Annotated in this window: 24 protein-coding genes; 15 read left to right on the top strand and 9 right to left on the bottom strand. The window is 44.5% G+C overall.

Going from position 1 to position 21,405, the window contains the following annotated elements:
• Nucleotide 1: 1 nt before the first annotated feature.
• A complete protein-coding gene (locus GO620_RS15085) occupies nucleotides 2-2,176 on the bottom strand; it encodes a T9SS type B sorting domain-containing protein (protein WP_157524591.1) in 2,175 nt (724 codons plus the stop codon).
• 340 nt (nucleotides 2,177-2,516) lie between these two features.
• Here GO620_RS15085 and GO620_RS15080 point away from each other — a divergent pair, with 340 nt between their 5' ends.
• The 3 genes from GO620_RS15080 to GO620_RS15070 all read left to right on the top strand — a co-directional run bounded on the left by GO620_RS15080 (nucleotide 2,517) and on the right by GO620_RS15070 (nucleotide 7,442).
• Nucleotides 2,517-4,946 (top strand): TonB-dependent receptor, encoded by a 2,430-nt coding sequence (locus GO620_RS15080; RefSeq protein WP_244139419.1) that lies wholly within the window; start codon nucleotides 2,517-2,519, stop codon nucleotides 4,944-4,946.
• Between the two features lie 115 nt (nucleotides 4,947-5,061).
• Nucleotides 5,062-6,729 carry an alkaline phosphatase PafA gene (pafA, locus tag GO620_RS15075; RefSeq protein WP_157524590.1) on the top strand — a complete coding sequence of 556 codons (1,668 nt, stop codon included), beginning with the start codon at nucleotides 5,062-5,064 and terminating at the stop codon, nucleotides 6,727-6,729.
• An 89-nt stretch (nucleotides 6,730-6,818) separates the two neighbouring features.
• A complete protein-coding gene (locus tag GO620_RS15070; RefSeq protein ID WP_157524589.1) occupies nucleotides 6,819-7,442 on the top strand; it encodes a thiamine phosphate synthase in 624 nt (207 codons plus the stop codon).
• On the opposite strand, the gene GO620_RS15065 is transcribed toward GO620_RS15070, so the two are convergent.
• From GO620_RS15065 to GO620_RS15055, 3 genes are all read right to left on the bottom strand, one after another.
• Nucleotides 7,436-8,539, bottom strand: coding sequence for an AI-2E family transporter (locus tag GO620_RS15065; protein WP_157524588.1), 1,104 nt, complete (start codon nucleotides 8,537-8,539; stop codon nucleotides 7,436-7,438). The two genes, GO620_RS15070 and GO620_RS15065, sit on opposite strands and share 7 nt — an antisense overlap.
• Nucleotides 8,540-8,611: 72 nt before the next feature.
• Nucleotides 8,612-9,865, bottom strand: coding sequence for a pyridoxal phosphate-dependent aminotransferase (locus GO620_RS15060; RefSeq protein ID WP_157524587.1), 1,254 nt, complete (start codon nucleotides 9,863-9,865; stop codon nucleotides 8,612-8,614).
• 43 nt (nucleotides 9,866-9,908) lie between these two features.
• Nucleotides 9,909-10,646 carry an acyl-CoA desaturase gene (locus GO620_RS15055; protein WP_200230285.1) on the bottom strand — a complete coding sequence of 246 codons (738 nt, stop codon included), beginning with the start codon at nucleotides 10,644-10,646 and terminating at the stop codon, nucleotides 9,909-9,911.
• A gap of 174 nt (nucleotides 10,647-10,820) precedes the next feature.
• Here GO620_RS15055 and GO620_RS15050 point away from each other — a divergent pair, with 174 nt between their 5' ends.
• Nucleotides 10,821-11,405, top strand: coding sequence for a hypothetical protein (locus tag GO620_RS15050; RefSeq protein ID WP_157524586.1), 585 nt, complete (start codon nucleotides 10,821-10,823; stop codon nucleotides 11,403-11,405).
• A gap of 60 nt (nucleotides 11,406-11,465) precedes the next feature.
• Here GO620_RS15050 and GO620_RS15045 read toward each other — a convergent pair whose 3' ends face one another.
• Entirely contained in the window at nucleotides 11,466-11,855 is a 390-nt protein-coding gene (locus GO620_RS15045; protein ID WP_157524585.1) for a hypothetical protein, read from the bottom strand.
• 311 nt (nucleotides 11,856-12,166) lie between these two features.
• A complete protein-coding gene (locus tag GO620_RS15040; RefSeq protein ID WP_157524584.1) occupies nucleotides 12,167-12,529 on the bottom strand; it encodes a hypothetical protein in 363 nt (120 codons plus the stop codon).
• Between the two features lie 81 nt (nucleotides 12,530-12,610).
• Between GO620_RS15040 and dtd the strand changes: the two genes are divergently transcribed.
• The 8 genes from dtd to GO620_RS15000 all read left to right on the top strand — a co-directional run bounded on the left by dtd (nucleotide 12,611) and on the right by GO620_RS15000 (nucleotide 17,099).
• On the top strand, nucleotides 12,611-13,069 hold the full coding sequence (gene dtd / locus GO620_RS15035; protein ID WP_157524583.1) for a D-aminoacyl-tRNA deacylase: 459 nt from the start codon (nucleotides 12,611-12,613) through the stop codon (nucleotides 13,067-13,069).
• A gap of 7 nt (nucleotides 13,070-13,076) precedes the next feature.
• Complete coding sequence (locus GO620_RS15030) at nucleotides 13,077-13,403, top strand: nucleotide pyrophosphohydrolase (RefSeq protein WP_157524582.1); 327 nt, start codon at nucleotides 13,077-13,079, stop codon at nucleotides 13,401-13,403.
• An 85-nt stretch (nucleotides 13,404-13,488) separates the two neighbouring features.
• A complete protein-coding gene (locus tag GO620_RS15025; RefSeq protein WP_157524581.1) occupies nucleotides 13,489-14,289 on the top strand; it encodes an SDR family oxidoreductase in 801 nt (266 codons plus the stop codon).
• Between the two features lie 2 nt (nucleotides 14,290-14,291).
• Nucleotides 14,292-14,483, top strand: coding sequence for a hypothetical protein (locus tag GO620_RS15020; protein WP_157524580.1), 192 nt, complete (start codon nucleotides 14,292-14,294; stop codon nucleotides 14,481-14,483).
• Nucleotides 14,484-14,945 (top strand): 3-hydroxyacyl-ACP dehydratase FabZ family protein, encoded by a 462-nt coding sequence (locus tag GO620_RS15015; RefSeq protein ID WP_157524579.1) that lies wholly within the window; start codon nucleotides 14,484-14,486, stop codon nucleotides 14,943-14,945. It abuts the gene before it with no gap.
• On the top strand, nucleotides 14,942-16,213 hold the full coding sequence (locus GO620_RS15010) for a beta-ketoacyl-[acyl-carrier-protein] synthase family protein (protein ID WP_200230273.1): 1,272 nt from the start codon (nucleotides 14,942-14,944) through the stop codon (nucleotides 16,211-16,213). The genes GO620_RS15015 and GO620_RS15010 overlap by 4 nt, the downstream gene beginning before the upstream one ends.
• Nucleotides 16,213-16,464: an acyl carrier protein gene (locus GO620_RS15005; RefSeq protein WP_157524578.1), complete on the top strand. Its 252-nt coding sequence runs from the start codon at nucleotides 16,213-16,215 to the stop codon at nucleotides 16,462-16,464. The genes GO620_RS15010 and GO620_RS15005 overlap by 1 nt, the downstream gene beginning before the upstream one ends.
• The gene (locus GO620_RS15000; RefSeq protein WP_157524577.1) at nucleotides 16,464-17,099 is read left to right on the top strand and encodes a 4'-phosphopantetheinyl transferase family protein; all 636 of its coding nucleotides are present in this window, start codon (nucleotides 16,464-16,466) and stop codon (nucleotides 17,097-17,099) included. Before GO620_RS15005 ends, GO620_RS15000 begins: the two co-directional genes overlap by 1 nt.
• Before the next feature lie 40 nt (nucleotides 17,100-17,139).
• Here GO620_RS15000 and GO620_RS14995 read toward each other — a convergent pair whose 3' ends face one another.
• A complete protein-coding gene (locus GO620_RS14995; protein WP_157524576.1) occupies nucleotides 17,140-18,108 on the bottom strand; it encodes a c-type cytochrome in 969 nt (322 codons plus the stop codon).
• A 132-nt stretch (nucleotides 18,109-18,240) separates the two neighbouring features.
• Here GO620_RS14995 and GO620_RS14990 point away from each other — a divergent pair, with 132 nt between their 5' ends.
• A complete protein-coding gene (locus tag GO620_RS14990) occupies nucleotides 18,241-18,438 on the top strand; it encodes a KTSC domain-containing protein (protein WP_157524575.1) in 198 nt (65 codons plus the stop codon).
• A 23-nt stretch (nucleotides 18,439-18,461) separates the two neighbouring features.
• Here GO620_RS14990 and GO620_RS14985 read toward each other — a convergent pair whose 3' ends face one another.
• Nucleotides 18,462-19,742 carry a replication-associated recombination protein A gene (locus GO620_RS14985; RefSeq protein WP_157524574.1) on the bottom strand — a complete coding sequence of 427 codons (1,281 nt, stop codon included), beginning with the start codon at nucleotides 19,740-19,742 and terminating at the stop codon, nucleotides 18,462-18,464.
• 38 nt (nucleotides 19,743-19,780) lie between these two features.
• Between GO620_RS14985 and GO620_RS14980 the strand changes: the two genes are divergently transcribed.
• Together GO620_RS14980 and miaE are read left to right on the top strand one after the other, a co-directional pair.
• Nucleotides 19,781-20,425, top strand: a complete 645-nt coding sequence (locus GO620_RS14980) for a DNA-3-methyladenine glycosylase family protein (protein WP_157524573.1) — start codon at nucleotides 19,781-19,783, stop codon at nucleotides 20,423-20,425.
• Nucleotides 20,422-21,021, top strand: a complete 600-nt coding sequence (gene miaE / locus GO620_RS14975; RefSeq protein ID WP_200230265.1) for a tRNA-(ms[2]io[6]A)-hydroxylase — start codon at nucleotides 20,422-20,424, stop codon at nucleotides 21,019-21,021. Before GO620_RS14980 ends, miaE begins: the two co-directional genes overlap by 4 nt.
• On the opposite strand, the gene GO620_RS14970 is transcribed toward miaE, so the two are convergent.
• On the bottom strand, nucleotides 21,022-21,387 hold the full coding sequence (locus tag GO620_RS14970) for a response regulator transcription factor (protein ID WP_157524571.1): 366 nt from the start codon (nucleotides 21,385-21,387) through the stop codon (nucleotides 21,022-21,024).
• Between the last annotated feature and the right edge of the window lie 18 nt (nucleotides 21,388-21,405).

Here is a 21,405-nt window from a genome sequence, read left to right as displayed (position 1 = left end):
ACTATCTGATCAGTGCGATATACCCCGATTTGATGACCTGCTTTTTGCGGAAGGTATCATATGTGTCACACACCCAGTAATAGGTACCCATCGGCAGATCAGACCCGTTCATTTTCCCATCCCAATAAATGCCGAGATCTTTGGTTGCAAATACCAGGCTGCCATTGCGGCTATAAATTTTAAAATAATTCACCGTCGCGGCGCCCTGCATAGCAGTAGTCGCAAAATCGTTCACGCCATCGCCATTTGGGGTGAAGGCGGTTTTGATTAATAGGTTCACCTCATCCGGCTCGTTAACGGTTACATTTATTCCCTTGATAATAGTGCAACCATATTCATTCGTCGCCAAAACGAAATATCTGCCAGACTGTGTGATTTTGTTGTAAGCGGGCAAAGGGGATGTTGCGAGGCTATCTGCAAAATAATTATAAGTATAGCCCGGTAATTGCGTAACGGAAAGGCTAAGGTCTACCGTTGCCGGATATTTTACAGGGGTGATGTCGGCAAGCGTCAATGTTGCAGGTGGGGTGAGTGTCGCTTTAACCGGCGCGGCAACCAATGATGGGCAGCCTAAACTATTGTAACCTAAAGTATAATAGGTACCGGCTTGGGTTACAGCGTTTGCATTATCTAAGGGTATGGTAGCCGTGGCATCCTTAAAATACTTGTAAGTGGCAGCGTACTCATCACCGGCATTATATTTAATGTTTGTGATGTCTAAAGGAGAGCAGCCTGTAATATCTTTTGGTTTTACTTTCGGCCGCTCGACAATGGTTACAGTTACCGGTACAGCACTTGTGCAGCCCAAACTATTGGTCACTTTTATGAAATACACTCCGGCTACATCTACGGCTTTAGGGTTGGCAACAGGCTGCAGCAGGTCAACGTCTTTAAAAAATGCATAAGTGTTATCCGGGCTGTAGCTTATTAATTTAGGGTCTGTTATATCTACAGTTAGCGGCGCGCATACAGCATCAGCAATAATGGGTGCGTTTGAGGGTGCCGGTATTACGTTAATATCTATAAACTGAAGGTCTGTACAACCGTAAGAATTTGTAGCCCTAACATAGTACCGCCCCGAAGTTTTAATTTTCTGCGGATTGCGAATGGCAGTATTTTCTGCTGCGTCGACGTAATATTTATAGGTTAAGCCTGCCGAACTTCCGGTAAAGTACTTCGGATCTGTTAAATCGGCGCCGTCAGATTCGCAAACCGTGGCATTAGGCTGCAACTGATAAATAAATGGCTCATCTATTTTATGTACCGTGGCATTGAACGACGCGGTGCATCCCGCGCCAACCCCGGATGTGGACACGACATCAACTGCATATTTTGTTCCGTCTGGCGGAACCGGGGTTATCGGTAATTGCCTTCCATAGCCTAAGATCTCCGGATTGCCTGCCAGGTGCCAATTATAACTTCCAAAACCCGGCGGGGCGGTAAGCACTACATAGTTAGAGCCGTTACATACGTTACTGCCGGTTATAGGATCGCGGTTCAACAAACAGGGATCATCAAATGCCAAATAGGCATAACCGAAATGTGCACTATAAGTACAATCGTTCGTTGTAAAGTCAAAGCGTACTTTGTGTCCGGCCCGGCCGCCAAGATTAACAGCAACGGTAGACCAGTCCCGATACTCCACCTGACCATTACTGGATTTTTGGAAATCACCAAGGCCATCACCCGAAACAAAATCGTGGGTACCGCATTGAACTTGTTCATTTGCCGTCAGGTCGGTTAGCTTGACTGAAAAACGTGGTCTCTCAAATTCCGAGTGATTTGTTAATTGCAGTACTACTGCATAATAATAAGTAAATACATAGTCCTTTTTATCTGCCGGAATGGTATAAGTATATGAGACCTGTTCTGCCTGTGCACCTGCACTTTCATTTCCAAGCTTAATGGAATATTTGTTACCACTAGGGCTTACTACTGAAAAATTTCCGTAATAGTCTTTTCCGGTATCAGAGTTAGTTATAATAGTTTGTCGCCCACCTACCGGCCCTTGACCTGTAAAAGTAATTATACCCGACTGGTTGATAGCGCCGGTTTGACAATTCCAGTTAGTGAAATTTCCGTAACTGAAGTCGATATTCTCCGGGCAAGTTTGTGCCCGCAACACCCCTACACCAATAACGGTAGCAAATAAAGCCAGCAGGAACGTAAATTTCATCTTAATAACAGCACTTTAAATCTTAATCGGCGTTGTGAAAGATAATACAGAGCTAATTTAGTTTATAAAATTTATATTTGTGCCATTCTTTAAGGGGTGCCTTGCTTTGGTTGCAAACAAACTGCAGATTGTTTACCAAACTGAAAGACAGGCTGAGATCATACCCATTATCCCCCGTCCCCCTAAAGGGCAGCAATAGTAAATATTGTTCTCCCCTTCAGGGGCGGGGGGTATGCACCTGATCCGGGTAATGCCGGCGTAGGGATGAGGTAAAAGTTAAGTGTACTGCCGGTTTACACCCTTACAGGCAGATGGTTTAACTAGTGTTATTATTTACATTTTGAAAAATTTATTATTGGCGACCATCGCCTTGCTGTTTGCGTATACCGCATCGGCCCAAATTGTGCTATCCGGTAAAATTACCGATGGCCAAAACAACACGCCCCTGCCGGGCGCAACTGTAACTGTCAATGCACGCTCGGTAGCTGCGGATGCTGCCGGTAATTACCGCACCGCAGATCTTGCCGCCGGAAATTACACTATTAAGGTGAGTTTCATAGGTTTCAAAACCGTAATCGAAACCGTTTATTTGGCCGATAGCCGTAGGCTCGATTTTTCATTGACCACAGCTAATGTATTGGATGATGTAAACATAGTTGCCACGCGTGCCAGCCGCAACTCGCCAACGGCCTTTACGAACCTCTCACGAAAAGATATTCAAAAAAACAACCTGGGGCAGGATCTTCCTTATCTGCTCATGCAAACGCCGTCCGCAGTAACCACTTCCGATGCAGGGGCCGGCGTTGGGTACACAGGTATCCGCATCCGTGGGTCTGACGGTACGCGGGTAAACGTTACAATAAACGGCATCCCATACAATGATGCGGAAAGCCAGGGCACCTATTTTGTAGACCTGCCCGATTTTGCATCATCGGTAGACAACATCCAGATACAGCGCGGCGTGGGTACATCAACCAATGGCGCGGGCGCATTTGGTGGCAGCATCAATATTCAAACCGCTGTAAGGCGCGACTCTGCTTATGCCGAGTTAAACAATGCTGCCGGATCTTATGGCACCGTTAAAAATACAGTAAGCATTGGCACCGGGTTGCTGGATAACCATTTCGAGTTTGATGGCAGGTTGTCGCGCATCAGGTCTGATGGGTATATCCAGCGATCTGCATCGGAATTAAAATCTTACTTTTTTAGTGGCGCTTACTTCGGCAAGAATAACAGCCTGCGATTAAATGTCTTTTCAGGACAGGAAAAAACGCACCAGGCCTGGAATGGTGTAAACGCCGACAGCGTGGCTGCCGGCAATCGCCGCTACAACGAGTTGGGTTATATAGCAGCCAACGGAACGTACTATCCAAATCAAACGGATAACTATACCCAAAACCATTACCAGTTATTGTACAATCAGCAGGTAAGCGATCAATTTAGCTTTGGCGCAGCATTGCATTATACCAAAGGCTTAGGTTACTACGAAGAGTATAAAAATGATGCTTCTCTGGCAGATTATGGCCTTATACCTGTAACTATTGGCGGCGTAACAATCACCAATACCGACCTGGTGCGTAGGTTGTGGCTAAAAAACGACTTTTACGGGGTTACCTACAATTTAAACTACCAGCCTACCACCCAATTTAAGTTGCTACTAGGCGGCGCTTACAATGAGTATAAAGGCGCCCATTATAACAACATAGAGTACACAGCGCAATCGGCAGGTATATCCCCGGATTATGAATACTCGCGCAATAATGCTAAGAAAACGGATTTTAACACATTTCTTCGCGCGGAGTATGAGACGGACAAGTTTCTATTATATGGCGACTTGCAATACCGGCACGTATATTATTCTTTCCTCGGTTTCGACAGAAACCTAAACAACGTGCAACAAACTGTTGGCCTCAACTTTTTTAATCCTAAGGTCGGCATCACTTATAAACTTAATAGCGACAACAACCTATATGCGTCGTTTGGCGTTGGCAACCACGAGCCAAACCGGGATGATTACGTAAACTCTACGCCTTCTAGCAGACCGAAGGCAGAAACACTTTATGACTGGGAGGCAGGCTACCGCTTACACACCGGTATATTTAGCGGCGGTATCAATGGGTTTTATATGTTGTATGATAACCAGCTGGTACTTACAGGTTCGCTTAATGATGTTGGTGAAGCTATCCGCACAAACATAAAAACAAGTTACAGACGCGGAGTGGAAATAGACGGCCGGCTAAAGATCATTCCGCAATTGGTGTGGGCCGCTAATGCCGCCATCAGTAGTAACAAAGTAGAAGGCTTTCAGCAATACCTTTTTAATTACGATACCAATACCCCTGTAGTGACTAGTTACGGCACTACAGACATCGCCTTTTCGCCAAATCTTGTTGCTAACAGCGAGTTAAGCTTTCATCCTCTTGCGAACGGCGAAATAGCTTTAATTAGTAAATATGTTAGCCGCCAATATTTGGATAACACTTCGAACATAAATCCAACTGGTGTACCATCAGCAGGAGCGAGCTCGTTCGCACAAAATCGTTATCTCAATAGCTATTTTGTGAACAGTTTAAGATTGAACTATAATTTCAGCATCAAAGCGGTGAAGAATATTGGCATCACCGTGCTGGTAAATAATATCTTCGGCGTGAAATACGAATCTAACGGTGCAACCTATCCGGATATCGAAGGTGGCAAAGTAGTTAACTACAATTATTTTTATCCGCAGGTCCCTACTAACTTTTTGGCATCACTTAATTTAAAATTTTAGAACGCCGGCCAGTCCTCCCCTTTAGGGGAGGATTAAGGAGGGGTAGCGTAACACAAAAATCACTATTTGTTTAAATATCATTTGGCATATTTACGTTCTTAAAACCCCTCGATAAATGAAGATCAGTCATTTTGCCCTTGGCGCGTTAACGCTTTTAAGCACAGCCACACTTGCCCAGAAAACAAAAAAAGCAATTGTTACACCTGCAACAGGTGTTGCCAGGCCCAAACTGGTAGTTGGTATTGTGATAGACCAAATGCGCTGGGACTACCTATACCGTTACTATGACCGTTATCAGGCAGGTGGTTTTAAGCGTATGCTTAACGAAGGTTTTACATGCGAGAATACGCAGCTAAACTATTTGCCCACCGAAACCGGGCCCGGCCATAGCTGCATTTATAGTGGCTCTGTGCCAGCTATACATGGAATCGCCTCTAACGATTGGGTGATACAGGCTACCGGCAGGCGTATGTACTGCGCTGCCGACTCAACGGTGCAAACGGTAGGCAGCACATCAAACGCGGGGCAAATGTCGCCACGCAATTTGCAGGTTACTACTATTACTGATGAGTTACGGTTAGCAACTAACTTTCGCTCGAAAGTGATCGGCATTTCTTTGAAAGACAGGGGCGCTATTTTGCCTGCAGGTCACACCGCAAACGCATCTTACTGGTTTGACGATGTAAGCGGAAACTGGATCAGCAGCACCTATTACATGACAGATCTGCCGGCTTGGGTCAAAGGCTTCAACACGGGGGGTGGGTTGCAAAAATATCTGGGCCAGAAATGGGACACCATGTACCCGCTGAGCACCTACGTGCAAAGCACTGCGGATAATACCGCTTATGAAGGCAAATATCGCAATGAAACATCGCCGGTATTCCCGCATGATATGGCCTTGATCAGCAAGGATAAGAATTATAGCGCCATTCGCAGCTCTCCTTATGGTATTAGTTTTACCTTAGACTTTGCGGAAAAAGCGGTTGAAGCAGAGCAATTGGGCGCACACCCGGTTACAGATTTCCTGGCGGTAAGCTTATCATCTACAGATTATGTTGGCCATCAGTTTGGGCCTAACTCTGTAGAAGTTGAGGATGTTTACCTGCGTTTAGATAAAGACCTGGCAAGATTTTTCAGCTACCTGGATGCAAAAGTTGGTAAAGGCAACTACGTAGCTTTTTTAACTGCCGATCATGGTGCGGCGCACAACCCGCATTTTTTACAAGACCACAATGTACCTGCAGGTTATGTAAACGCCGGCGCAATGGCACGCGATCTTAACACCTTGCTGGAAAAAAAATACGGTGAAAAAGGCATCGTGATTGATGCCAGCAACTTTATGATCAACTTAAATAATGTGCTTATCGCTAATAAAAAGCTAAATACAGATGCCATTAAGTATGATGTGATAGAATGGCTTAGCAAGCAACCATCGGTACTTTATGCCGTAGATATGGCAAACGCGCAGAACACCAACCTGCCGATTTGGATTAAGGAACGGATAGTTAACGGTTATAATAAAGAAAACAGCGGCGCCATACAACTTATCTTAAAACCGGGCTACTATGGCGGAAGCCCTAATGCAACAGGCACTACGCACGGTACTTGGACTATTTACGACACGCATATTCCCTTACTATTTATGGGTTGGGGCGTGCAACACGGCTCATTGGTGCGCGAAACAAACATGACTGACATATCTGCAACTTTAGCAGCGCTATTGCATGTGCAAATGCCCAATGGCTGCATAGGTAAACCCATTACAGAGGTGATTAAGAAATAGTATAGACGATAGGCAATAGACCATTGTCCATAGACCATAGAAATTTAAACCATGGTCTATGCACTAGCACCTGTGGTCTGCAAAGCAAAATGAAGAAATACATCTCCCGTTTCCATTATCTAACGCAAGATCTACCAAATCGAAGTCATGCGGAGCAAACGCAAATAGCTTGCGAGAATGGTGCAAACTGGGTGCAGTATCGTTGCATGAGCAAAGGTGACGACGAGCTGATTGCAGAGATTAATGAGGTGGCCGCCATCTGTGATGATTGGGGTGCTACACTTATTCTAACCAACCATTATCATCTGCTTGACACGGTAGATGCGCAGGGCGTACACATCGAAGATTTTGATGCCGACCTGGTTAAGATCAGGAAAATTATTGGCGATGATAAAACATTAGGCGCGTCGTCAACCAATCCGGAACGATTACTGTTTGTGCAGTCTTTAGGCGTAGCCGACTATAGCGGTTACGGGCCGTTCGCCCATACTGATACCAAGCCCAACAATAAACCCCTCCTTGGTTTTCAAGGCTACCGGAACCTGGAAAAGTTAGACATTCAAATTCCTGTTATAGCCGTCGGCGGCATACAAGTGGCTGATGTTAAATTGTTAATGGATACCGGCATACACGGTGTTGCTGTATCCGCAGCCGTGAATTTAGCGATTGATCCGGGTGCTGCTGTCAAGGCGATCTACCAATCGGTTTATTGATGTTTTAGCAAGGGTGCTTCACCAACTACGGGCCGGTCGTCTACATTGCCATCTTCCATTTTATTAATATAGAGTTCTTCTACCAAAATGAAAACGATGGCCAGTAAAGGCACGGCAAGGATAATTCCTAAGCCGCCTGACAATGTTCCCATAATTACCTGGCTGATGATGGTTAGTGCCGGGGGCATATTGATCATGCGCTTTTGCACCAGCGGTGCCACAATGTTGTTAACTATAGTTTGCGATACGATGTAGATAAGTGCGACAATAATACCTGTCCCGGTTCCTTCGGTAAGGCCCAGTAAGGTTCCGGGTACCATAGCGATAATGGCACCAAAGTTTGGTACCAGGCGCAACATGCCCGTAAACAAGCCCAATACTAAAGCGGCAGGTATACCCATAATGGTAAGCCCGATGGAGATCATGGTGGCTAAAACGACCATGGTGAGTATAGTGCTTTTTACCCAACCCTTTAAGGAGGCACTTATCCTGCTAATGATGTGCCGGGCAACAGGTTTACGTTCCGGAGGGAACAGTAAAATGATGCCATCTGTATATAACGCCGGACTCACTGTAAAAAAAATACTGAGCAACAGGATGATATAAAGATTACCCAACACGCCAAAACTGGTACTGAAGAAACTCTGCACAGTACCCATCATTTTTTGTGAGTTAGTGCTGGATAATGCCTCCAGTACCTGCTGCCCGGCAGGTGATTCTGACAGTTTTTGTTTAACGTTATTAATCGTGCCCGGAAGGCTGCGTATCAATTGGGCTATCTGTTGCTCAATGGTTGTGCCCATAAACCACAATAGCACACCTAAAATAGCAAACGACCCAACAATGGATATAACCAGGGATATACCAGGTTTTAAACGTAACCGCCGTTGGATGATGCCGCTTAACCCGTTAAAGTAAATAGAGATGAGCGACCCCGCCAAGACCATTAGCAACACATTGAAGGCAACACGCGCTATAAGAATTACAATGACCAAAAGCGCAATAATGGCAACAGTTTGCCACACCTTTTGAATGTAGGTTAGCTCTTTTTTGGTTGTCGGCTCGTGCAGTTCGCCGGGCGTTCTGGTTTTAGACACTTATCGGGATTTAAACATAAGGACATTATTTATTCCTAAATGTTTTGGTCGATCCCAAATTCAACGTTTTGCTTAGTTCAAAGCGGCTAAAGCGGTTTTGATACGTGGTATCATCGCCTCAATCTCTTGCTGTGAACTGGCACCCACAGAAGCGCGGAACCAGTTTACATCGCCTCCGGCACCGAATGCAGAAAATGGCACCAATGCAACTTTGGCTTCACTGATCAAATAGAAGTTTATGTCTGCAGAACTCTCTAGTTTTTGTCCGGACGGAGTAGTTTTACCGGCGTAGTCAACCTTAACGGTAAGATAAATGGCGCCCATCGGTTCGATGGCGTCAACGGCAAAACCTTCAGCCTTTAATTGCTGAAAGCCATTGAATAAAGTATCCAGGCTTGATTTTATGCGGTTTTTAAAGCTTTTAAGGTAGTTCTCAACAGGTTGAAGTGTCTTAATAAACTCGCTGGTAGCAACCTGCTCTGCCTTTGGCGCCCAGGCGCCCATGTGACCAACTATAGAGCGCATCTGCCCGATCAATTTTTCGGGACCAAAACCCCAACCCACACGCACACCGGTAGCTGCAAAGCATTTAGAGATACCGTCGATGTAAACGGTGTAGTCTTTTAACTCGGGGCGCAGGCTGACCGGGTCTACATGCTCTTTACCAAAGGTAAGCTGCGAATAGATCTGGTCATACATAATGTACAGCGGTTTATCATTCGCGCCGCGTGTCTTGTTTTCTTCGATAATCAGATCGCAAATTTCTTCCAGGTCCTTTTTCTCGAACATGGTGCCTGTTGGGTTCAACGGCGAGCACAATGCCAATAAGGTTGCGCCTTTTAAGTGCGGGGCAATCTCCGCTGCCGTAGGCATAAAGTTATTCTCGGCACGGGTAACTACCTGCACTTCCTCTGCACCGGTAAGCAGGCAATAGTGATTATTATTCCATGACGGTACAGGGTAAACCACCCTGTCGCCTTTATCTACCAAAGCCAGAAACGTTGAATAGATCAACGGGCGCGAACCGCTGGCGATCAATATTTGATTGGGCTGATAGTACAGCCCGAATTTGCTTTTTAAAAATGCGGAAACCTGCTCGCGCAGATCTGCTATACCATCCGCGGGCGGGTAGTTAGTTTGATTGTGATTATAAGCATCAACAATACCTTCTCTTAACTCTGACGGAATCGGATAGATTGATGGGTCAAAATCGCCGATGGTTAGGTTTGCGATCTGTTCACCTTTGCGGCGCAATTCATTGATCTCATTACCGATCTTGATGATCTCTGACCCCTTTAAGCTTTGAGAAAGTTGTGATGTTTTCATATTTACAAGTCTATAGTCAATTGCCCTAGACCATTAAGATTTTCTAATTATAAATTGGTTTACGCAGTTTAATGATCCGCGCCCAGTGCATTAGCTTCATTACTGGGTAAACAGGATCTATCTCGAACCAGCGTTTGCCAAAGTTGGCGCTGTTAGGGTGCTTATGATGATTATTTTGAAATAACTCGCCCAGCATCAAAAAGTCGAAAGGGGTAGTGTTCTTAGACTTATCGTTATTATCATAGTTGGCATAGCCATATTTATGGCCGCACCAGTTTACGATAGCGCCGTGGATAGGGCCCATCATAAAGTGGATCGGCAATAACAAATACATCCACCATTGTGTAGCAAATACCACGTAAAATGCTACGTATAACAGGCCGAAGATGATGCGGCTGGTATAGGTAGAACCATAATAGTCCAGCAGATGCCACTCGGGGTAATTGCCTTTAAAACGCGCCTCTGGCTCCCTCAATCGCTTTTCGTGCTCGCGAAAACTCAAAACAGTACGCCACATCATCTGGAAAACATCTGTAAAAAAGTGCGGCGAGTGCGGGTCCTTTTCGGTATCACTGTAAGCGTGGTGTTCGCGGTGCATAATGGCATACGCGCGCGGGTTTAAGAACGACGAGCCCTGGCAAATAAAGGTCATCACGTGGAATATGCGCTCAGTTACTTTATGCGTAGTAAACATCTTATGCGACGCATAGCGATGCAGAAAAAATGTCTGGAAAAAGAGCGACAAGAACCAGTGCGACAAGAAAAATATAAGAATGATCACTTAAGTCTTGATTGGATTTTGTAAAGTCTGCAAAAGTAGCAAAAATAGATGGCAATGCAGCAGATATCGGCTTTTTAACACAGCCTTAACGATAGTTACGAAATTAACTTTCAAGTGGTTTGTAACGCTCTTTTAATGGCATGCGTCATACTGTCAAAATAATTTGTAAGTAGTATGAAAAAACTTTTAACCTTATCACTTTTTGCCTTGTTATATGCAGCATCTTGCACAGTGCCACAAGATGTTGAACCGGTAATCACTAACAAAATATTATACACCGTTCCTGCCATAAGTATTTTACGCTATGGCAGCACCCCTGTAATGGATGTAGACAGCGATGGTGTCGCAGACATTGTAGGTGGCGTAGAGTTGAATTCTGTTAACAATAACACTACCATGCTTACGCTTTACAAAATGGCGCCAACTGCAAATGTGCAATTGCTTATGGATGCACAAACAGAAGCTTTCGCTTTCCATAAAGATGATGTAGTGCAAACTCAACAAGATGCGCCGCTGGTTTGGCAGCACAGCAGCGCGTTGCTGTTTCAAAAATCAAGTTCTACAGGTACGGTTAACCGTACAGGGAACTTTACAAATCCCAATGTGCAGTACCTGGCCTACCGCTTAAAGAAAGATGACAAATGGTATTATGGCTGGGTAGAAATGCAATATGTTGTTATAGCAGGGCAAGATCAGCTGGTTATTTCCAGAACGGCGTTTAATACAGTTGCAGACCAGCCGCTGACAGCCGGCCGGTAAATAAAAAAACCGGTTGCTAACGCGGCCGGTTTTAACTATAGGTAGATGTATAAATGATGTTTATGCTTGTTGTTCAATAGCTGCGGTCAGCGCGTCTATCAGTTTGGCATCCATGTTAGTGCCTAATAAAACTTTCCAGCCATCGGTGTTACGCTGTAACCAGCAGATGTTTGATTCGGGGTTTAAGCTGCTGCTTAAAGCAACTTTGTAAACCGGAGTACCATAACCGCTTTGTGTTGATTGTACTTGAGTACGGTGCAGGTTTTGTTCGTAGCTGAAGGTGATAGTAAAAATACCATTGGCTTTTTTTGCCGGTTTTACAGAAGGCGCAATTGCTATGCCGTCGCCAACGGCTTTCGCGTGGCTTTCAACTGCTAATCTTGATTTGATCTTATCTGTTACCAATTGCATGGCAACGTTCTCTGATTTTTTTATTGCTGTAACCGACATTGTTAATTATTTAAATACTGCTATCATCAGCGGTGCCGAATTAATTACAAGTTTTATACCATCAATTTTAAAACCCGGCAAAACATGATTTCGGTCTAATTAAAAATTTTTATAAGTAGTATTTCTACAGGTCTATCATTCAAAATTTAAACAGAATTGATTGATTATCAGCATAAGTGCGGGCTATGAAATGTGTTTAAGTAATTTTAGCTAAGCCAATAACGATGTTGCTACACCTATACGTTGTGTGAATAAAAAAAGCCACACCTTTATTTAGATGTGGCTTAAAAACTGTACTAAAGTGCGTTACCTCATAGCGTAGGAAAATAAGTTTCTGCCTTTTTGCCGATAAAAGGCAAAGGTCTTTCAACGCCATTTAAAGCGTTTATGATGCCAACAATTGCCAATATAAAATAAACAATGTTAGCGATGTTCATAATGTAAGCAATGAATAAAGCACCTGTCAGCACCAGTAAAATTCTTAACACTATGTAGATAAGCAGAAATACAATAAACATGTATAACCCTTGCCGCAAATGATAGCTGCCTAATGAAGTCCTGCGTCCCTGGTGAAAGCCGAAATAGCCAATAAGCCAGCCAATAAATGTTAAATAGCTTAGTATCGCTACTATTTTGCCTTCGCCGCCTGCAGTTGTAGGGTTGTTTAATTCCATGGTTAGTTATTTTACGTACGATAACTTATGCCGCGGTCAAAAGTTTTAAATGCTATCTTTATAAAGTCGGGTCTAAAATCAATGAGAGCAGTTGTACAGCGAGTTATAGAAGCCAGTTGCAAGGTAAGCGGCAATATCACCGGTGAAATCGGCTTAGGTTTTTTAGTGCTGCTCGGCATCGAAGAAACAGATACCGATGAAGATCTGCAATGGCTTGCGCAAAAGATTGTGAACATGCGGGTTTTTGGCGATGAAAATGCCCTAATGAACAAAGCACTGGCAGATGTAAACGGAAATATCTTACTCATCTCGCAATTCACCTTACTTGCACAGACTAAAAAAGGCAACAGACCATCGTTTATCCGCGCGGCGAGACCGGAGCAAGCTATGCCTTTATATGAGCGGATGATTACCGAACTTAACAAGTTCCTTGGCAAACCCGTTGCTACAGGCATTTTCGGTGCGGACATGAAGATCAGTTTAGTTAATGATGGGCCGGTAACTATTATGATGAACACCCGGGACAGAGACAATTATTAACGAGATTATGACGATAGATGAAGCCCAAACCCTTGTAGACAATTGGATTAAAACCACAGGTATCCGGTACTTTAACGAGCTGACTAATACCGCCATTTTGATGGAAGAGGTTGGTGAGGTGGCCCGCATTATGGCACGGCAATACGGCGAGCAGTCCTTCAAAAAACCTGATACAGAAGTTAACCTTGCCGACGAGATGGCTGATGTTTTATTCGTGCTGATCTGCCTGGCCAATCAAACCGGCATTAACCTTGCCGACGCGTTAGAGAAAAACCTCCAGAAGAAAACCATTCGTGATATGGACAGGCACCGCAACAATGAGAAGCTTAAGTAGCGGTCTTGAACCCTGTTGTTTCTTAACACCCGGTTCTGATTTAATCCTTAAATTTTATTTACTTTGATGTCAGTTTTTATAACGGGTGGATACAACTTTACAATTTAAAGGTCTTTGGGCAATAATACTTGGCGGCTCCGGCGGCTTTGGATTCGCGTCTGCAGAAAAGCTGGCTGCCCATGGAATGAATGTTGCCGTTGTGTACCGTGAAATGGCTGCTGCAGATAAACAGGTGAGGCAAAGGTTTGCCCACTTAGCCGCGAAAAATAATGTGGAGGTGTTACCATTTAACATAAATGCCTTGACAGATGATGGACGCACCGCATTTATGAATCAATTCTCTGCAAAAGCGGGTTATGGAAATGTGAAGGTATTGGTACACGCGATAGCACGGGGTAACTTAAAGTCTTTAACCTCTGCAGGAGATGAAAGCACACTTACCGCCGAAGATATAGAGTTGACGACTTACGCCATGTCTAACAGTTTGCTGGATTGGGCTAACCTGCTCATCGGCAAAAAAATGTTCGTAGAAAATGCGCGTATTATTGGCTTAACCAGTGAAGGTTCGCACAAATACTGGGACGGATATGCGGCGGTATCAATGGCCAAAGCATCGCTCGAAAGTTTGTGCACTTATATGGCAGTAGAGTACAGCAAATTTAAGATCAACACCAACGTAATTCAGGCCGGGATTACCGACACTTTTTCGTTACGGAAAATCCCCGGACACGATCAATTGATTGACATGGCTACCAAACGCAACCCGTATGGCCGCATCACCCAGCCCCAAGATGTTGCTAAAGTTGTTTATCTTTTGTGCACTGATGAAGCAAACTGGATCAACGGTTCCATCATTCACGTAGACGGAGGAGAGCACTGCCGGTAGTTATGAAAACCATATCACAGCAAAACCTAAACATATGTGCTTTGACGGCCGTATTTGGCAGTATCCTGATTGATAGTACTATCAGGTTTTGGACGTACACCGCCATATTCATCGCAATGTTGCTGATATTATTCGTTATAAAGCGCTTTAACAAGCGCCCTGCCGACATTAAAACATCTTCAGAAACTAAATAGATGTACAAAAACATACTAAACCTTCTACCTTATAAATCGTCTTTTAGGTTCGTAGACCATATTTACTCTTTGGATACTGACGGAGTGAGCGGCGATTACACCCTGAGAGAAGATGCCTTTTTTTACGAGGACCATTTTGTAGGCAACCCGGTTACACCGGGTGTCATCATCACAGAGATTATGGCACAAATAGGGCTTGTGGTACTGGGGATATTTTTAATCATGCATGAAGGCGATGTGTATGATGCGAGTGATGAGCCAATGTTTCCATTACTCACGTCGACAGATGTCGCTTTCAATAAAGTGGTTCTTCCGGGTCAAAAAGTGATCGTGAACTCAAAGAAAGTATATTTCAGGTTTGGGAAGTTAAAGTGTGATGTAGAAATGCTGGACACCAAGGGAGAGCTTATTGCCAGAGGAATATTTTCGGGCATTATTAAAAACGCGGGATTTAAGAAGTGAGCAGGCGGGTTGTTGTTACGGGTATGGGTGTTGTATCGCCGAATGGTGTAGGGATACCTGCTTTTTTAGATGCGATACAGCAAGGCAAGTCGGGCATTAGGTTTGTACCGCATTACGAAGAGTTAAGGTTTAGCTGCCAGGTTGCTGGGGTGCCGCCGTTTGACTGGGAAATGCTGCGTGATTATATATCTGAAGTAAGCTTTTACGGTTTAAAGGCACGGGGCATTGGATATGGGTTAGTTGCCGCAATAGATGCCTGGAAAGATGCCGGCTTATCTACGGAAACAGAAGAACCAATCTGGGACACCGGTTGCATTTTTGGCAACAGCGTTGCTGATACCGAGGCAATGAAAAACGTGATCACCCGCGTTGACAACAAAGAAGCAAAAAAATTAGGATCGCGCGTGGTGGAGCAATCCATGAACAGTGGTGTTACCTCATATATCTCGGGTAGGTTGGGTTTGGCAAATTCAGTAATTACCAACTCTGCCGCCTGTGCTACAGGCACTCAAGCCATCTTGATGGGTTATGACCATATTAAAGCGGGCTACGCCAAACGTATGCTGGTAGGGAGCGCAGAATACGTAGATACCTATGTATTCGGTTCTTTCGACTCGATGCGGGTTTTATCCAGAAAATTCAATGACGAGCCGGAAAAAGCGTCACGGCCAATGAGTGCCAGCGCCGGCGGATTTGTACCAGGATCGGGTGCGGGTGCTCTAGTCATTGAAGATCTGGAATATGCCCTTGCACGTGGCGCAAAGATATATGCCGAGATACTGGGCGGCAGTAACAACAGCGGTGGCCAGCGCCAGGGAGGGTCCATGACAGCCCCGAACCCCGCCGGTGTTACGCGTTGTATAGAAGAAGCAATTGAAAGATCGGGTATAGATCCCAAACATATAGATGCCATAAGCGGGCACTTGACAGCAACAATGGCCGACAGGCAGGAGATACAAAATTGGTGTACAGCATTAGGCCGCAGCGGTGACGATTTTCCTTACGTGAATTCGCTTAAATCAATGATAGGCCATAGCCTTAGTGCCGCAGGTTCTATTGAAAGTATAGCGGCAATTTTGCAGATAGTGCATGGTTTTGTGCATCCTAATATCAATCTGGAAGACCCAAATCCGGGTATTAGTGAACTGATCAGTACTAAAAGTTTGCCAACTAAAATGGTGAAAACACCAATAAATTTCGTTGCAAAAGCTAACTTTGGCTTTGGCGATGTAAACAGCTGCCTTATTTTTTCAAAATTTGACAACTAATGACGAGAACAGAGATACTTGAAGAGTTAAAAAAAGTACTGAATCCTTATACTACTGAGAAAGAGGCACTGGCTAACATTAACGAAGAAACCGACCTTATTAAAGACCTGAAGATCAACTCTGCAAATTTGGTAGACATCATTATCGATGCAGAGAATAATTATAGCATCGAGATAGATTACGATTCTGCAGATAAGATGACTAACGTGGGCAGCTGCATCGACGTTATTTCAGAAAAAATGGCGCAGTAATGCTTAGCATCGGCAACGACATTGTCGATCTAAACTTCATTGATCCGGAACGCACGGGCAGTATTAAATTTTACTCCAAAATACTTTCAAAAGCCGAACAGGACCAATATCAAAGACTGCCGACCGATACCATTTCCTTTGTCAACTATGTTTGGATGCTTTGGTCTGCTAAAGAAGCTGTTTACAAGCTACAGAAACGGCATCAATCCGGACTGATTTTTTCGCCCACCACTTTAGAACTGGAATTTTTAGAATTTAGCCAAGAGCAAAATGCCACGAGTGGCATACGTTCATGGTATAAATTTGTCCACTATGCCGATACCGATGAAATTCTATGCCAAACCATCATCACCCAAAATTTTATTCATACAGTGGCTGCCTCGTCATTTAACGCTGATGACGTTCTCATCGATGTTCAGCAAATTGACACTACTGAATATTTACATCAATCTGCCGCGGTAAGATCACTGCTTGCTCGTAAATTAGTGGAAATGATGCCGGGAGCAAATATTTCTTTTTCAAAAAAGCCTGCCGGTTACCCTGTTATCTTAAACGATGGCTTAGACACCGGCCTAATCGCTTCATTTGCTCACCATGGCAATTACGTAGCTTACGCAATAATAAACTGTAAATAAAAGTGATGGCCGTAGCCATCACTTAATTAATATCAGCGGTTTAGGATCTTTTAAATTTTACGACTTTGTTTTTTATCGGCTTCAGGCTGTGCAGGTAAGCGTAAATTGCGCCAAGGTCAGTTGGCTTCATACCGGCATACATGTACCAGGGCATCACGGTATTCACATCACCTTTACCTAATTTTCTTGCTGTTGCCGCTTTCCCGTCAAGTGATTTAAACCGCTGCACAAACATCTCTTTGGTCCAGGTACCGATGCCGGTTTCCGTATCAGGCGTAATATTGGCTGAGGTTAACACACCTGCAGGCTGCTTAAACTCCATTCCGCCGCCGAATTCCGTTCCTGCAATTTTTGCGCCGTGGTCAACTTTACTATGGCAGTCAACGCACCCTGCTGCATTCACCAGGTAGCCACCATATTTTACACTATCACTTTCTGCCGGTAACTTTCCCGGGTTCGCCTTATGCGGCATTGTGTTGACGATAAAATTCACCGGAAAATCCAATTGTGGCGCAGGCACATCTTTATTAATGGCAGGTAGGGTGCGCAGGTAAGCAATGATGCTGTAGACGTCTTCCCGGTCCATCAAGCCAACGTGCTCCCAGGGCATAAGGGGGAATAACGCTTTGCCGTTGTTGTTAACGCCGGTGGTTAATGCGCGATAAATTTCTCCGTCTGTCCAGTTGGCTAACTTGTAAGGGGTAATGTTAGGTGCATAAAACTTGCCCGGGAAACCCATTTGCTGATCAAATTTTTCACCTCCGGCGCCAAGGCCACCTATCATAGGTCCTGCGTATGAACCCCAGTCGCGCGTACTGTGGCAGTCCATACATACCGAAACATGGTTAGCCAGATAGTCACCCCGTTTAATACGCTCGGCAGTACGTTCTATTTTTATTTTAGGGGCTTTGCCAGTATTAGGAAGCGCAACCTTCACAAAGGTACCAGCGGCAATGATAATTACAATTAATGCGGAAAGGATGATACCGATCACTTTTAGTGCTTTCATATTGTGATAATTAAGGCTTTGGGTTGAGCAAAGCATTTAAAAAAAGTAATAGACGCAACACATAGTGTGTATGTTACACTAAATATTTAAAAAAATTTCAAAGCTTTTTAGGTTGAATGGCGTTGTACAAATATGCCGTCGAGCGTTGTGGCACACATGGATTACAATGAGCAATCAAAAAATTTGCGCATTACTTATACCAGCGGGATGGTGTATGATTATAAGGATGTGCCGCAAAGGGAGTATAATCAAATGCTTGCAGCCCAATCAAAAGGGCAATATTTAAACTACCATATTAAGGGTAAGTACAAATACAGAAAAGTTGGATAGTGCTTTATTTGGGGTGCGGCGGCTTAATACCCATACCTTTTCCCCCAAAGCTTCTTTAGTTTCTCTTTGGCTTCGTTTTCCCGTGCATTGTTGCCCGGTTCGTATAGTTTGGTTCCCCTAACAGCCTCCGGAAGAAAATCCTGGTCTATAAAGTTATTTTCAAAAGTATGTGCGTATTTATAGTTCTTGCCGTAGCCAATGTTCTTCATCAGCTTGGTTGGCGCGTTACGTAGGTGCAGCGGCACGGGCAGGTCTCCGGTTTGCTTTACCAAAGCCATAGCGGCGCCGATAGCCGTTGTAGCCGAATTACTTTTAGGAGAGGTTGCCAGGTATATAACAGTTTGCGAAAGAATCAATTGCGATTCCGGCATACCGATTTTGTTGACCGCCTCGAAACAGCTTTGGGCAAGCAATAGGGCGTTCGGGTTAGCGTTGCCAATGTCCTCTGATGCTAAGATCAGCATCCTGCGGGCAATAAAAAGCGGGTCTTCACCGCCGGTAAGCATCCGGGCCAGCCAGTATATCGCGCCGTTGGGGTCACTGCCACGCATAGATTTGATGAATGCCGATATAATGTCGTAATGTTGCTCTCCCGTTTTGTCATACAGCGCCATATTTTGCTGCACATGGTCCAGAACTACATCGTTCGTGATGGTGATGTTCCTGGTATCAAAAGCATTGATGAGTAACTCGAATATATTCAGCAATTTGCGCGCATCACCGCCTGAGAGCCGCAGTAACGCTTCATGCTCTTTTATTGTAATCTTCTTTTTGCTAAGGACTACATCTTCCTTTTGCGCTTTCTTTAGCAAATCAAGCAAGTCCTGCTCTTCCAGATGCTGCAAAATGTAAACCTGGCATCGCGATAGCAAAGCCGATATTACTTCGAAAGAAGGGTTCTCCGTTGTCGCGCCTATCAGCGTAACAATGCCACGTTCAACCGCCCCTAAAAGTGAGTCCTGCTGTGACTTTGAAAATCGGTGTATCTCATCTATAAACAAAATCGGCAAGGTCTCACCCTCCTGCTTAAGCAACGATGCCTTTTCAATTACTTCGCGCACATCTTTCACCCCGGAATTTATGGCACTAAGCGAAAAGAATGGCCTGTAAAGGCTCTGCGAAATGATGTAAGCCAAAGTGGTTTTACCAACCCCGGGCGGCCCCCAAAAGATCATTGACGGCAGCGATCCCGACTCGATCGCTTTACGGAGCACCGCACCAGGACCAACCAGATGCTGCTGACCTACATAATTGTCGAGCGACTTAGGCCGCATCCGTTCTGCCAGCGGTGGTAGGTTATTCATACAGTAAATTTCGGCAAAGAATGTGAAATTTGCGAGTAATGTTTTCGACGTTTAATCAAGAAAGCTTCCACTCGATTTGTGACACCCTTGCGGCAAAAGATGCAGACCTAAAACGGATCATAGACAATTACGGCTACCCGCCAATGTGGTCAAGGCCAAATACGTTTGAGTCGCTGGTACATATTATACTGGAGCAGCAGGTGTCCTTAGCCTCTGCCCTGGCGGCTCTGAATAAACTTAAGGAAGCCGTACAAGAAATTACGCCTGCGCGGGTCTTGCAGCTTAGCGATGCTGAATTTAAGGCTTGCTACTTCAGCCGGCAAAAAATGGCTTATACGCGTTGCCTGGCTGAAGCAATCTTTAGCGGGCAAATAAACTTGGAGGCCTCTGAAAACACGACCGACGATGAAGTCCGTCAGGTATTAATCTCGATTAAAGGCATTGGCAACTGGACGGTAGATGTTTACCTGATGTTTGTTTTGCAACGTGCGGATATTTTCCCATCCGGAGATTTAGCAGCAGTGCTTGCATTCAAAAAGTTGAAGCAATTGCCAAAAGAAACTACCAAAGACATGCTTATTTCGCTGGCAGAACACTGGCGCCCTTACAGAACGGTTGCTACTATGCTGCTCTGGCATTTTTATTTAAGCAGCCGCGGCAAAACAATATCTTTGCCTTTGTGAGTGAGAGAACCATTTTAAAGCTGCAGTTGCCAACCGACCCGCAATGGGTTAAAAATGTAGTTGAAGGTAATATCGAGGAGATACTAACCGATCACGCTTTTTGCGAACAAAAGGCAGCCACCAACGCAATTACTTTAATCGTTCAAAACCCTAACCTGAGCGACTTGGTGCAAGAAATGGCATTACTTGTGCAAGAGGAGATGGATCATTTTAAGCGTGTGCACGACATTATTATTACCCGCGGCTATGTACTAGGCAAGGAGCGTGCAGACAGCTACGTAAAAGAACTGGCCAAGTTTGTAATTAAGGGAGGAGGACGCGAGCAGCAGCTGGTAGAGAAATTACTTTTCTCTGCAATGATAGAAGCCCGCAGCTGTGAGCGCTTTAAGGTACTGTCAGAAAATATTGATGATGAAGAACTATCTGCCTTTTACCACGAATTAATGATCAGTGAGGCAGGGCATTACACTATGTTCCTGAAGTTTGCTAAAAAATATGCAGGCAGTATTGACGTAGATAAGCGTTGGGCAGACTTTTTAGCGTACGAAGCTGAGGTTATTAAAAATTACGGTAAAAGCGAAACTATCCACGGATAATCATGCCGCCAGCTGAACTTCAATTCTATGCAGCAAGTCTTCCATATCGAAAGGCTTCGACACAAAATCATTAGGCGCCCCTTTTTCGAACATTATGCTGTAGGCATTTATATTTGCCGAAATTAATATGGTTGGTATTAAGCTGTATTTGCCTTCGGCCTTGAGTGCCTTACAAACGTTACGGCCGTCTACACCAGCAAGCATTACATCCATAAGTATAAGGTCCGGCTCAAAGGCGTCTATTTCCTCAAATATCTTATCAGCACGACCAAGAGGCCTTACTTCGTAGTTATCACTTTCAAGCATTATTTGCAGGGCATCTAATATCCCCGGGTCATCATCAATGACCAGAATCCGTTTCTTCATTTTAAAAGGCCGCATCTT

This window comes from Mucilaginibacter ginkgonis (genome assembly GCF_009754905.2).
Classification (GTDB): Bacteria; Bacteroidota; Bacteroidia; order Sphingobacteriales; family Sphingobacteriaceae; genus Mucilaginibacter; species Mucilaginibacter ginkgonis.
The sequence above is the reverse complement of the archived record's forward strand: the minus strand, read 5'-3'. Positions and strand labels throughout refer to the sequence as shown.